The sequence below is a fragment of the Thauera phenylacetica B4P genome (assembly GCF_000310225.1).
Classification (GTDB): Bacteria; Pseudomonadota; Gammaproteobacteria; order Burkholderiales; family Rhodocyclaceae; genus Thauera; species Thauera phenylacetica.
The window spans coordinates 1-13,065 of record NZ_AMXF01000002.1; the positions used below are offsets into that span (position 1 = coordinate 1).

At 69.3% G+C, this 13,065-nt stretch carries 8 protein-coding genes; 3 read left to right on the forward strand and 5 right to left on the reverse strand.

What is annotated here, in order from left to right:
* Positions 1-166: 166 nt before the first annotated feature.
* From C667_RS00975 to C667_RS00985, 3 genes are all read right to left on the reverse strand, one after another.
* Entirely contained in the window at positions 167-895 is a 729-nt protein-coding gene (locus C667_RS00975; RefSeq protein ID WP_004355254.1) for a response regulator transcription factor, read from the reverse strand.
* On the reverse strand, positions 892-3,069 hold the full coding sequence (locus tag C667_RS00980) for a PAS-domain containing protein (RefSeq protein WP_004355256.1): 2,178 nt from the start codon (positions 3,067-3,069) through the stop codon (positions 892-894). Before C667_RS00980 ends, C667_RS00975 begins: the two co-directional genes overlap by 4 nt.
* Before the next feature lie 518 nt (positions 3,070-3,587).
* Positions 3,588-4,574, reverse strand: coding sequence for an AraC family transcriptional regulator (locus C667_RS00985; protein ID WP_004355258.1), 987 nt, complete (start codon positions 4,572-4,574; stop codon positions 3,588-3,590).
* A 623-nt stretch (positions 4,575-5,197) separates the two neighbouring features.
* Between C667_RS00985 and icmF the strand changes: the two genes are divergently transcribed.
* Both icmF and C667_RS00995 read left to right on the forward strand, forming a co-directional pair.
* Positions 5,198-8,464, forward strand: a complete 3,267-nt coding sequence (gene icmF, locus C667_RS00990) for a fused isobutyryl-CoA mutase/GTPase IcmF (RefSeq protein WP_004355261.1) — start codon at positions 5,198-5,200, stop codon at positions 8,462-8,464.
* Positions 8,465-8,846: 382 nt separating this feature from the next.
* Entirely contained in the window at positions 8,847-9,257 is a 411-nt protein-coding gene (locus C667_RS00995; protein WP_004355263.1) for a DUF2721 domain-containing protein, read from the forward strand.
* An 89-nt stretch (positions 9,258-9,346) separates the two neighbouring features.
* Here the strand turns inward: C667_RS00995 and C667_RS01000 are convergent, their stop codons facing one another.
* Entirely contained in the window at positions 9,347-10,471 is a 1,125-nt protein-coding gene (locus tag C667_RS01000) for a peptidoglycan -binding protein (RefSeq protein ID WP_004355266.1), read from the reverse strand.
* Positions 10,472-10,474: 3 nt separating this feature from the next.
* Positions 10,475-11,554 carry a hypothetical protein gene (locus tag C667_RS01005; RefSeq protein WP_004355267.1) on the reverse strand — a complete coding sequence of 360 codons (1,080 nt, stop codon included), beginning with the start codon at positions 11,552-11,554 and terminating at the stop codon, positions 10,475-10,477.
* A 257-nt stretch (positions 11,555-11,811) separates the two neighbouring features.
* On the opposite strand from C667_RS01005, the gene C667_RS01010 reads away from it, so the two are divergent.
* Complete coding sequence (locus tag C667_RS01010; RefSeq protein WP_004355270.1) at positions 11,812-13,062, forward strand: hypothetical protein; 1,251 nt, start codon at positions 11,812-11,814, stop codon at positions 13,060-13,062.
* Positions 13,063-13,065: the final 3 nt, after the last annotated feature.

Consider the following 13,065-nt stretch of genomic DNA (forward strand, 5'->3'; position numbering starts at 1 on the left):
AGGAGCGGCGGCAGCCGCGAATCTGGTGGTGCAGCGCCCGCCGCCGGCGTGGTCGCGTGAAGGTGAGGCCGCGTTCGCGCCTGCTGGCGCTCCTACAGGGGCCGTCGTGGCTACATGAGCCGTCGCGGGGGGCGGGCTCCGGTGGGGGAGGGGGCGGGGTTGGGCGTCAGGCCCACTCCACCTGCACTGAGAACAGATAGCCCGCGCCATACACCGTCTTGATCAGGCGAGGGGTCTGCGGGTCGTCGTCGAGCTTGCGGCGCAGGCGGGAGATGCGGACGTCGATGCTGCGGTCGAAGGGGTCGAGGTCGCGTTCGCCGAGCAGCTGTTCTCGCGACAGGATCTTGTTGGGGCGCCGGAGCAGGGTGGCGAGGAGGCTGGCTTCGGCGGCCGAGAGCGACACCTCGCGGCCATCCGGCGCGACGAGGGCGTGGCGGTTGGCGTCGAAGGTCCACCCGGCGAAGCGGGCGGTGCTGCGTTCGCCCGCGGGTTCGGCGCTCGCGGCGCGCTGGTAGCGGCGCAGGATGGAGCGCACGCGGGCGACCAGCTCGCGCGGCTCGAAGGGCTTGACGATGTAGTCGTCGGCGCCGAGCTCCAGCCCGAGCACACGGTCGGTGACGTCGTTGCGGCCGGTCAGGATCAGCACCGCGCACGGGCTGCCGTCCTGTAGCTCGCGCACCACCTGCATGCCGTCCATGTCGGGCAGGCCGAGGTCGACGATGCACAGGTCGGGCGCCACCTGGCGCGCGCGCTCGAGCAGCTGGCGGCCGGCGCGCATCTGCTCGCAGCGGAAACCGTACTCGCCCAGGCTCATGCAGATCAGGCGGGCGACCTCGGGATCGTCCTCGAGCACGAAGATCCGGGCCTGGGAGGGGTCGATCGGGCTCTGGGTCATTGCGGGCGGGGCTCCGTGGTGGTGTTCGTGATGCGGGCTTGGGCTTGGGCTTCTGCGGCCGCGGCCGCTGCGGTCGGCGATGCGCCTTCGACCCCGCCCGGCGCACCCGGTTCGGGCCCGAGCAGCGCCGCCAGCGTCGCCGCCAGCGCGGCCTGGTCGAAGGGCTTGCGCAGCGTCGGCACGTCGGCGGGGAGCTCGTCGGTCGGGGTGGTCTCGCTGGCGTAGCCGGTCACCAGCAGGATGGGCAGCTGCGGGCGCAGCGCGCGCGCGCGGCGGGCGAGCTCGCGGCCGCCGATGCCGCCCGGCATCACCGTGTCGCTCACCAGCAGCGCGATGTCGTCGACGTGCTGCAGCAGCCCGAGCGCCTCGACGCCGTCGGCGGCCTCGATCACCGCGTGACCCAGGCCGGTCAGCTGCATGCGCACCACCTTGCGCACCTCGGGCTCGTCCTCCACCAGCAGCACCGGGCCATCCGGCGCACGCGCGCCGCTCGTGGCGGGCGCGGCGCGTTCGGGCGCGACCACGGCCGCCGCCGCCGTGGGCAGCACGAAGCGCACGTGCGTGCCGCGCCCCGGCGTGCTGCGGATGCGGATGTTGCCTCCCGACTGGCGCACGAAGCCATACACCATCGACAGCCCCAGCCCGCTGCCGCTGCCGAAGTCCTTGGTGGTGAAGAAGGGCTCGAACACGCGCTGCAGCACCGCCGGCTCGATGCCCTTGCCGGTGTCGCCGACGTCGATCTGCACGTAGTCGCCGGGTGGCACCTCGACCACCGCCGCTAGCGCGTCGTCGAGCTCGCGACGGCTCACGCCGATGGTCAGCTCGCCGCCCTCCGGCATGGCGTCGCGGGCGTTGATCGCGAGGTTCAGGATCGCGTTCTCGAGCTGGTGCGGGTCGACCAGCGCATGCACCGGCTCGCCGGGCAGGCGCAGGTGGATGCGGATCGTCTCGCCCAGGGTGCGCGCGAGCAGGTGGGTCATGTTGTGCACCAGCACGCCGACCTCGACTGCCGTGGGCGCGAGCGGCTGCCGGCGCGAGAAGGTCAGCAGGCGGCGGATCAGCTCGGCGCCACGGCGCGCGGCCTGCAGCGAGGGATCGACGAACTCCGCCCCCGGCCCGGCGCCGATGCGCTGCTGCAGCGCGCAGAGGTTGCCGATGATGATGGTGAGCAGGTTGTTGAAGTCGTGCGCCAGCCCGCCGGTGAGCTGGCCCACCGCCTCCATCTTCTGCGCCTGCACCAGCGCGGCCTGGCTCGCCTTCTGCTCGGTGATGTCGATCGACATCACGAAGAAGCCCACCGTGCGCCCGTCGCCGTCGAGCTCCGGCACCACCACGCTGCGTGCATGCACCATGCGCCCGTCGGCCAGCGTGCGTGAATACTCGTAGCTCACGCGCTCGCTCGCGCGCGCGCGCTCGAGGTGGGGCTGGATCTGCGCGAAGGCCTCGGCGCCGAAGACCTCGCCGATGCTGCGCCCGACGATGGCCTCCTTGGCGAAGCCAAACCACTCGGCGTAGCCCCGGTTGGCGAAACGATAGACGTCGTCGCTGCCGACGTAGGCGATCAGCGCCGGGATCGAGTCGATGATCAGCTGCAGGCGGTTCTCGCTGCGGCGCAGCGCGTCGGCGATGTCGTCGATCTCGAGGTTGGCCTGGGCCAGCCGCGCGTTGGCCGCCTCGAGCTCGGCGGTGCGCTCGCGCACGCGGTTCTCGAGCTGCGCGTTCTGCTCCTCGATGAGCTGTGCGGCGCGGCGCTGCTCGGTGATGTCGGTCCACAGCGACACGAAGCCCAGGTTGGGGATGGGCACGCCGCGCACTGCCAGGATGCGACCGTTGGGCCGGGCGCGCTCGACGTAGTGCGGCTGGAAGCTGCGCGCCGCGGCCACGCGCGCGCGCACCAGCGTGTCGATGTCGCCGGGGCCGTACTCGCCGCGCTCGGCGTTGAAACGGGCGAACTCCTCGAAGGGGGTGCCGACGCGCACCATCGACTCGGGAAAGTCGAGCAGGCGCAGCATGGCCTTGTTCCAGCTGACCAGCTTGGGCGTCGCGTCGAATACCGCGATCGCCTGGTCGAGCAGGTCCAGCCCCGCGAGCAGCAGGTCGTAGCGCCGCCGCTGCTCGGGCGAGAGCGCCGAATACGGGATGTTGCCGTCGTCGTTCTTCGCCGTGCCCACCAATCGATTCGCCTCCGTAGGGGATTACGGGCGATGGTTGCACAAAATGCACGGGCGGGGGCGTGGAGGTTTTGGGGGGAGGGGGGAAGTTGCGGTTTCAGGGCCTGGTGACCATCGCGCTCATCTGCCGGCTGAGTCGCCGCGGCCCCACGCCAGCGCGATCGGCGCGGCTTCACGCCAGCGCGACCGGCGCAACGTCATGCACATGTAGGAGCGGCGGCAGCCGCGAATTGGGCGGTGCAGCGCCCGCGGCTGGCGTGGTCGCGCGGTGGCGAGGCCGCATTCGCGCCTGCCGGCGCTCCTACCTGAACCGGTGCGCATCCGAGGCGTTTCCGCCCCTCGACGCCCCCACGAACCGATACCCCCGGCGTTCCCGCCCCTCGACGCCCCACACGCACCGCCGCCCCCTGTAGGAGCGGCGGCAGCCGCGAATTGGGCGGTGCAGCGCCCGCGGCTGGCGTGGTCGCGTGGTGGCGAGGCCGCATTCGCGCCTGCCGGCGCTCCTACAGGGGCCGGCGCGGCTATGGGGGTGGCTTGCGGCCGGTGGCCTGGTCGCGGAAGCGCTCGGGGGAGACGCCGGACCAGGCGACGAAGGCGCGGTAGAAGGTGGACGGATCGGCGTAGCCCAGCTCGGCGGCGATGCGGGCGATCGGGTGGCGGGTCTTGGCCAGGCGCGCGTAGGCGATGTCGCGGCGGGTGGCCTCCTTGATGTTGCGAAAGCCCGAGCCCTCCTCCTCGAGCCGCCGGTGCAGGGTGCGCGGCGACACGTGAAGGCGCTCCGCGACCTCTTCGAGCGACAGGTTCTGCGGCAGCGCATCGCGCAGGATGTCGCGCACGCGGAAGACCATCTCGCGGTCGCGGCGGTAGAGCGTGGTGATCTTGCCCGGGGCGCCGTCGAGGAAGCCCACCAGCGCCGCCTCGTCGCGACGCAGCGGCAGCTCCAGCAGGTTGGCCTGCAGGCGGGCGGCCAGGAGCGGCGCGTCGAAGCTCGAATGCTCGGTGTACACGAGCGCGTAATCGTCCGCATGTGCCGGGCGCGCGTACGGAAACGCGACCGCGTCGAGCGCCAGCCCGCGCGCCACGAACCAGCTCGCCACGCCGTGCAGCAGGCGCAGCAACCATTCATAGGCGAACACGCGCGCGGGGGCGTCGCGCGCGGGGCCAAGGCTGCCGTCGTCGTCGATCAGCAACTCGGCGCGTGCGCCCGCCACGCGCAGCTCGATGCGGAAGGCCGGCAGCACGATGCGCAGGAAGCGGATCGCGCGCCGCAGCGCCTCGCCCAGCGTGGGCGCCCCGAGCAGCGCGCGGCAGAGGAATTCGAAGCTGCCCGGACGCATCGGCTCCGGCAGCAGGCCGAAGGCCTCGTCCTCGAGCGCCTCCACACACAGGTTGTAGAGCAGGGCGTAGCGCTCGACCGCGATGCGCGTGTCGGTTTCTGCAAGGTCGATCCCGGCCCGCGCCAGCAGCGGAGACGGGTCGAGCCCGCGCCGCCCCAGCCCGGCGAGCATGCCGGTGACGAAGCCGGGAGCGACCGTGGCACGGCCACGACGAAGACGCGGAGCGGCAGGGCTCCGCATCGGTGTCGGTCGGTTCATAGGATCACGAATCCGGGATGGTTCCTGTAGGAGCGCCGGCAGGCGCGAATGCGGGGGTGCAGGTCGGCATGCGCGTCATTTTGTCCGATGGCCGAATTCGCAGCTGCCGCAGCTCCTACAGGCGGGCCGGGACGCGCGGTGGTTTGTGTAGGAGCGCAGGGACGCGTGGAGGTTTGTGTAGGAGCGCCGGCAGGCGCGAATGCGGGGGTGCAGGTCGGCATGCGCGTCATTTTGTCCGATGGCCGAATTCGCAGCTGCCGCAGCTCCTACAGGCGGGCCGGGACGCGCGGTGGTTTGTGTAGGAGCGCAGGGACGCGTGGAGGTTTGTGTAGGAGCGCCGGCAGGCGCGAAGGCGGGGGGGCAGGTCGGGATGCGCGTCGTTCTCCCTGCGACCGGCCTCGCGGCTGATGTCGCGCCAACCGGAAAGCGCCGGTTTGGCGGATTTTGCATGATCCTCGTCGGCAAGCGCAATGGCAAAGGCGTGAAGACCCTTCTAAGATTGCAGGGATGTTCACACCCACCTGGAGACGAACGACATGACCGATCTGAGCGTTGCGCACAAGCTGTCGCCCTACAAGCCCAAGAACAAGGTGCGTTTCGTCACCGCCGCCGCGCTCTTCGACGGCCATGACGCCTCCATCAACATCATGCGCCGCATCCTGCAATCGACCGGCTCCGAGGTCATCCACCTCGGCCACAACCGCTCGGTCGGCGAGATCGTCAACGCGGCGCTGCAGGAAGACGTGCAGGGCATCGCGATCACCTCCTACCAGGGCGGCCACGTCGAGTTCTTCAAGTACATGATCGACCTGCTCAAGGCCAACGGCGGTGAGAACATCAAGGTCTTCGGCGGCGGCGGCGGCGTGATCGTGCCGGCCGAGATCAAGGAACTCCACGAGTACGGCGTCACCCACATCTTCTCGCCCGAAGATGGCGCCAAGATGGGCCTGCAGGGCATGATCAACAGCGTGGTCGAGCGCTGCGACGTCGACGTCACCAAGGCCGCGCCGCAGAAGGCCGACGCGGTGCTCAAGGCGCTCGCCGCCGGCGACCGTCGAGCGCTGGCGCAGATCATCACCGCGCTCGAGAACGGCGGCTACGGCGACGAGGTCAAGAAGGCCCTCATCGACGCCGCGGCCAAGACCAAGGTGCCGACGCTCGGCATCACCGGCACCGGCGGCGCGGGCAAGTCCTCGCTGACCGACGAGCTGGTGCGCCGCTTCCGCCTCGACCAGGACGACAAGCTCAAGCTCGCCATCGTCTCCATCGACCCCTCGCGCAAGCGCACCGGCGGCGCGCTGCTCGGCGACCGCATCCGCATGAACGCGATCGAGCACGCCAACATCTACATGCGCTCGCTCGCCACCCGCGACACCGGCTCCGAAGTCTCCGCCGCGCTGCCCGAGGTCATCGCCGCGTGCAAGCTCGCGGGCTTCGACCTCGTCATCGTCGAGACCTCCGGCATCGGCCAGGGCAACGCCGCGATCGTGCCCTTCGTCGACCTGTCGCTGTACGTGATGACCCCCGAGTTCGGCGCTGCCAGCCAGCTCGAGAAGATCGACATGCTCGACTTCGCCGACTTCGTCGCCATCAACAAGTTCGACCGCAAGGGCGCGCTCGACGCGCTGCGCGACGTCGCCAAGCAGTACCAGCGCAACCGCGAGCTGTTCGGCCAGCGCCCCGAAGAGATGCCGGTGTTCGGCACCATGGCCGCGCGCTTCAACGACGACGGCGTCACCGCGCTCTACCAGGCCGTGCTGCCCGCGCTCGTGGGCAAGGGCCTCAAGGTCGCCAAGAGCAAGCTGCCGGTGGTCAAGGTGCGCTCCTCGTCCGAAGGCCGCGCCATCGTCCCCGCCGACCGCACGCGCTACCTCGCCGAGATCGCCGACAGCGTCCGCGGCTACCACAAGCACATCGAGCAGCAGGCCCGCGTCGCGCGCGAGCGCCAGTCGCTGAAGATCGCCAAGGGCCTGTTCGAGCAGTGCGGCAAGGATGCCGGCTCGTTCGCCGAGATGATCGACTGGAAGGACGGCGAGCTCACCCCGGCCGCCAGGAAGCTGCTCGACATGTGGCCGAAGACCCGCGAGCTCTACGCCGCTGACGAGTACGTGGTGAAGATCCGCGACAAGGAAATCCGCACCCAGCTCACCAGCACCTCGCTGTCGGGCAGCAAGATCCGCAAGGTGGCGCTGCCGAACTTCGAGGACGCGGGCGAGACGCTCAAGTTCCTGATGAAGGAGAACGTCCCCGGCTCCTTCCCCTACACCGCCGGCGTGTTCGCGTTCAAGCGCGAGGGCGAGGACCCCACCCGCATGTTCGCGGGCGAGGGCGACGCCTTCCGTACCAACCGCCGCTTCAAGAAGGTGTCCGAGGGCATGCCGGCGCACCGCCTGTCCACCGCCTTCGACTCGGTCACCCTGTACGGCTGCGACCCCGACCTGCGTCCGGACATCTACGGCAAGATCGGCAACTCCGGCGTGTCGATCGCCACGCTCGACGACATGAAGGTCCTGTACGACGGCTTCGACCTGTGCTGCCCGACCACCTCGGTGTCGATGACCATCAACGGCCCGGCGCCGATCATCCTCGCCTTCTTCTTCAACACCGCGCTCGACCAGCAGGTCGTCAAGTTCAAGGCCGACAACGGCCGCGATCCGACCGAGGACGAGCTGCAGAAGATCAAGGAATGGACGCTGTCGACCGTGCGCGGCACCGTGCAGGCCGACATCCTCAAGGAAGACCAGGGCCAGAACACCTGCATCTTCAGCACCGAATTCGCGCTGAAGATGATGGGCGACATCCAGGAGTACTTCGTCCATCACGACGTCAAGAACTTCTATTCGGTGTCGATCTCCGGCTATCACATCGCCGAAGCCGGCGCCAACCCGATCAGCCAGCTCGCCTTCACGCTGTCGAACGGCTTCACCTACGTGGAGTCGTACCTCGCACGCGGCATGCACATCGACGATTTCGCGCCCAACCTCTCCTTCTTCTTCAGCAACGGCATGGACCCGGAATACTCGGTGATCGGCCGCGTCGCCCGCCGCATCTGGGCGGTGGCGATGAAGAACAAGTACGGCGCCAACGAGCGCAGCCAGAAGCTGAAGTACCACGTGCAGACCTCGGGCCGCTCGTTGCACGCGCAGGAGATGGACTTCAACGACATCCGCACCACGCTGCAGGCGCTGATCGCCATCTACGACAATTGCAACTCGCTTCACACCAACGCCTACGACGAGGCGATCACCACGCCGACCGAGGAGTCCGTGCGGCGCGCGATGGCGATCCAGCTCATCATCAACCGCGAGTGGGGCCTGGCCAAGAACGAGAACCCCAACCAGGGCGCCTTCATCATCGAGGAGCTCACCGACCTCGTCGAAGAGGCCGTGTTGAAGGAGTTCGAGGCGATCGCGTCGCGCGGCGGCGTGCTCGGCGCCATGGAGACCGGCTACCAGCGCGGCAAGATCCAGGAGGAGTCGCTCTATTACGAGCACAAGAAGCACGACGGCTCCTACCCGATCATCGGCGTGAACACCTTCCTCAACCCGAAGGGCCAGGCGCAGCAGGAGATCGAGCTCGCGCGTTCGACCGAGGAAGAGAAGCAGGGCCAGTTGAAGCGCCTCGCCGACTTCCACGCCCGCAACAAGGCCGAGGCGCCGAAGTGGCAGGCCAAGCTGCAGCAGGCCGTCATCGACAACACCAACGTGTTCGAGGTGCTGGTCGATGCGGTGCGCTACTGCTCGCTGGGGCAGATCACCGAGGCCCTGTACAAGGTCGGTGGCCAATACCGCCGCAGCATGTAATCCCGCCGCAGCCGCCCCGCCAGCACGCCGCGCGTCGCCCCACCAGGCGCCGCGCGGCGTCTTTTTGTAGGTGTAGGAGCGCCGGCAGGCGCGATCGCAGCGGCTCGACACGCGTCACGCCCAACGTAGCCGCGCAATCCACCGCCCGCTTCGCGCCTGCCGGCGCTCCTACACAAACCAACGCGCGCTTCGCCGCCATGCCTCCAGCCCGCGCCTTCCCTGTAGGAGCGCCGGCAGGCGCGATCGCAGCGGCTCGGCACGCGCCACGCCCAACGTAGCCGCGCAACCCACCGCTCGCTTCGCGCCTGCCGGCGCTCCTACACTCCCGGCACGCGGTGTTTTGCGGCGACAATGATGGCCGTTTCCGACTGCCGTCGCCGCCATGAACCTCACCACCCCCGCCTTGCTCTTCCCGGCGATCTCGCTGCTGCTGCTCGCCTACACCAACCGCTTCCTCACCCTCGCCCAGGTCATCCGCCAGCTCAACGCCTCGGCCGACCGCGGCGCAGCGCTGGTGCAATGCCAGCTCCCCGGGCTCAAGCGCCGGATTGCGCTCACCCAGTACATGCAGGGCTTCGGCGTGCTGAGCTTCCTGCTGTGCGCCCTGTCGATGCTCGCGCTGTTTCTCGAAGCGGAGGTGACCGGCCAGTGGATGTTCGGCACCAGCATCGTGACGCTCGCGGTGTCCTTGGTGCTGTCCTTGATCGAGGTGTTGCTATCGACCGAGGCGCTGTCGCTGGTCGTCCGCGATCTGGAGCAGGCGAAGGGGGAAGGGGATGGCTCCGGCACCTGAAGCCGAGGAGTCCAATCCCCCAGCCGGCCCGTTACGGGGCGCAGCGGGAAGAGGCGCGCTCTTGCTCCTGGCGCCTCACCCCTGGCACCTCACCGGCTGGTCAGCTTGAGCTCGATGCGGCGGTTGCGCGCGTAGGCTTCCTCGGTGCTGCGCGCATCGAGCGGGTGGAACTCGCCATAGCCGGTGGCAGCCAGGCGCTCGGGCGGGATGCCCTGGCCGTGGAGGAACTTCACGATGGCCAGCGCCCGCGCGGTCGACAGCTCCCAGTTGGAGGGGAAACGGGGGGTGGCGATCGGGCGGCGGTCGGTGTGGCCGTCCACCTGCAGCACCCAGGGCAGGTCCTTGGGCATGTCGGCGGACAGCGTCTTCAGCGTTTCGGCCAGGCGGCCGAGCTGGACCATGCCGTCGGCGCTGACCTCGTCCGACGCCGAGGGGAAGAGCACCTCGCTGGAGAACACGAAGCGGTCGCCGACGATCTGCACGTCCTTGCGCTCGCCGAGCACCGCCTGCAGACGGCCGAAGAACTCCGAGCGGTAGCGGGCGAGTTCCTTGACCCGCGCCGCGAGCGCGAGGTTGAGCTCGCGCCCGAGCTCGTCGATCTTCAGGTCCTTGTCTTTCGCAGCGGCCTTGGCGGCGTCGAGCGCGGCGTTGAGCTGCTCGAGCTGCTCGCGTACCGCGGCGAGCTGGCGGTTGAGCAGCTCGACCTGGGCGATCGCCGCGGTGGACATCTCCTGATGTTCCTTGAGGCCACGCTCCGAGGTGTCGAGCGCGCTCGCCAGGCGGGCGGCCTCGGCCTCGAGCTCGGCCTTGAGGCGCTGCAGGGCCTCGATGTCGGCGGCAAGGCGGGCGGCCTCCTCGCGGCGGGTCTTGGCCTCGTCCTGGGCCGCATGCAGTTCGTCGCGCGCGGCGAGCAGCTCGTTGCCGCGCGCCTCGCTTTCGCGCTGGGCGGCGCCGAGCGAGGCGGACAGCTCGCCGACCTTGACCTCCGCGCGTTCGCGCGCGGTCTGTTCCAGGCTCAGGGTCTTGGCGAGCGCGGCGAGCTCGGCGTTGAGCTGGGCGAGCGCGCGGTCGCGGCCGCTCACCGCGTCGGCGAGCACGAACTGGCCGATGACGAAGATCAGGATCACGAACACCATCACCATCAGCAGCGAGGCGAGGGCGTCGACGAAGCCGGGCCAGAAATCCAGCGGCCGGCGGCGGGCGAGTCGGGCCATGGCTCAGTCCGCCTTGTTGCCGCCGGCGCCACCGAGCGCGGCGCCGATGGTGCGCGACAGCAGGCGCAGCTCGGCGCGCAGGTCCTCGGTGAACTGCGCGCCCTGGGCGGGCTGCTGGGCGAGCTGGCGGAGCAGGGCGCGCAGCTCGTCCTGCGTGGTGGACAGGGTGGACAGGTCGCGCGATTCGCGCCCGATGAGATCGGCCAGGCGGGTGAGCTGGGCGTTGAGCTCGCCGAGGTGCTCGGCGGTGGCGCGGCGCTCGCGCTCGGTATCGGCCGCGGAGCGCTGCATGCGCTCGATGCCCTCGGCGGTCTGCTCGAGCAGGGCCTGCACGTAGGCGGGCACGTTGCCCTCGCCTTCGGCGCCGACGCCGGAGGGCAGCTTGGTCATGTGCGACAGCCAGTCCTCGAGCTCGTTGTAGAAGCGGTTCTGCGCGTGGCCGGACTGCAGGTCGAGGAAGCCGACCACGAGCGAACCCGCGAGGCCGAAGAGCGAGGTCGAGAAGCTGGTGGCCATGCCACCGAGCGGCGCGTCCAGCTTCGCTTTCAGCGCCTCGAACATGGCAACGGGATCGCTGCCGACGCTCAAGTTTCCGATGATCTCGCCGATGGAACGGATGGTGGCGAGCAGACCCCAGAAGGTGCCGAGCAGGCCCAGGAAGATCAAGAGGCCGATCAGGTAGCGCGAAAGGTCGCGCTGCTCCTCGAGGCGGATCTGCACGCCGTCGAGGATGGAGCGGGTGGTCGCGGGCGAGAGGTGGGCCTGGCCGCGACGGCGGTTGGACAGCACGCGCGCCATCGGGGCGAGCAGCACCGGCTTCAGGCCGGTCGCCGTGGGCCCGCCGTCGGCCTGCTGGAACTCCTCGATCCACAGCACCTCGCGTTGCAGGCGCCAGACCTGGCGCAGGTTGACGGCGATGCCCACCGCGAGCACGAAAAGGATCACTCCGTTGAATGCGGCGTTGGCGATGAAGGCGTGCTTGAGTTGCGGCACCAGGGCGGCGGCGAGCGCCGCCACGAGGGCGAGAAAGACGGCCATCCAGGTCGTGACATGGACGGGTTTGGTGAAGTCCTTGCGTTCCATCGGGAGGTTTTCCGGGTCTGGGAGTGACGACTGCCCATTCAGGGCAACGTGGTACCTGCGAGTCTAGCGCGAACCGCGTTAAATGGCGGAATCGTGATTTACATCATGGGATGAGCGGCACTGGGCTCGCTATGCTCCGGGCCTTTTCGGAACTGGACCCGATCCATGATCGGGAGAGGTGTTGTTCGGTGTTGACCGTGATACCCCGATGTCTCGCCGCGATCGCGGCGACCGCCCTGTGCGCGACGAGTGCGGCCGTGTACGCCGAGGGGCAGCCCGCGGCGGACGCGGATGTACGCTGGAGCGTGAGCGGCTTCGGCACGCTCGGAGCGGCCTGGCACGCCGCGGACGACACGCAGTTCCGCCGCAGTGTGGACCAGCGTCGCGGCACGCGCGCGAACGAGCTCGACTTCGGCATCGACAGCACCCTCGGCCTGCAAGTGCATGGTGCGTTGACGCCGCAGTGGTCGGTGCTGGCGCAGGCGGTCATGAACCAGGGTCGGCACGGCGAATGGGGGCCGCACCTGGTTTGGGGCTTCGTCAAGTACGTGCCGAACGACTGGCTCGAGTTGCGCGCCGGTCGTCTGGTCACCGACATCTACCTCGACGGCGACTCGCGCCACGTCGGCTACGCCTACACGGCGGTGCGTCCTTACGCCGACGTGTACGGCCGCCTGACCTACGACAACTTCGACGGCCTCGACGCGACCGTCCAGCACGCCCTCGGCGACGGTCTGCTGCGCTTCAAGCTGTTCGGCGGGCGCACGCGCGGCAGCGTCTTTCTGAATGATCGGGAACATCCGGTCAAGGTCGGCCGCAGCTTCGGCGCCACCCTCGACTGGATCGGACCGGAGCTGAGCCTCAAGCTGTCGTGGGGCAACATGGTGACCACCCGCAACGATATCTACGCACCGCTGCGCCCGGTGCTGCAAGGCGTGGCGGAAGGGGCGCACGCGCTGGGCGATCACCGGCTGGCAGCGCAAGCATCGACGCTCGCGTCGGAGATCGCCAATTCGAACCGGATCGGCTACCTGGGGGCGGCGCTCGCCTGGGAGCGGGGGCCGCTCTCGCTGCAACTCATGGGCACCGACATGTCGATGACCGTGTTTCCCGGCTTCGAGGGCTGGGGTGCGGGGGCGACCGCGGCCTACCGCATGGGGCGCTGGAAGCCCTATGTCACGTGGTCGCGCAGCCTCCTCGATCCGAAGGACCGGCCCTTTGACCTGGACAGGCCGATTCCGCAGGAACTGCCTCCGCCCCTCGCGGGCTACCCGGTGGCGGTCGGGCATCTGCGCGGGCTTTATCCGACGATCACCGGCTACACCCGCCACGACCAGACCACCATCGGCGCAGGTGTCCGCTACGACGTCGCCGAAAACGTGGCTTTGAAGCTGCAGGTCGACCGCATCGACGCGAAGCGCTCCTCCACGCTGCTCGACGACAGGGGCTATGTCACCGGTCCCCGCGCGCTGACGGTGTTTTCCGCAACGCTGGATTTCGTCTTCTGAGCG

Bases quoted from the DNA above. Each gene is read 5' to 3' on its own strand.
- C667_RS00975 (WP_004355254.1), bottom strand. From the start codon at position 895: ATGACCCAGAGCCCGATCGACCCCTCCCAGGCCCGGATCTTCGTGCTC.
- C667_RS00985 (WP_004355258.1), bottom strand. From the start codon at position 4,574: ATGCTCGCCGGGCTGGGGCGGCGCGGGCTCGACCCGTCTCCGCTGCTG.
- icmF (WP_004355261.1), top strand. From the start codon at position 5,198: ATGACCGATCTGAGCGTTGCGCACAAGCTGTCGCCCTACAAGCCCAAG.
- C667_RS00995 (WP_004355263.1), top strand. From the start codon at position 8,847: ATGAACCTCACCACCCCCGCCTTGCTCTTCCCGGCGATCTCGCTGCTG.
- C667_RS01000 (WP_004355266.1), bottom strand. From the start codon at position 10,471: ATGGCCCGACTCGCCCGCCGCCGGCCGCTGGATTTCTGGCCCGGCTTC.
- C667_RS01005 (WP_004355267.1), bottom strand. From the start codon at position 11,554: ATGGAACGCAAGGACTTCACCAAACCCGTCCATGTCACGACCTGGATG.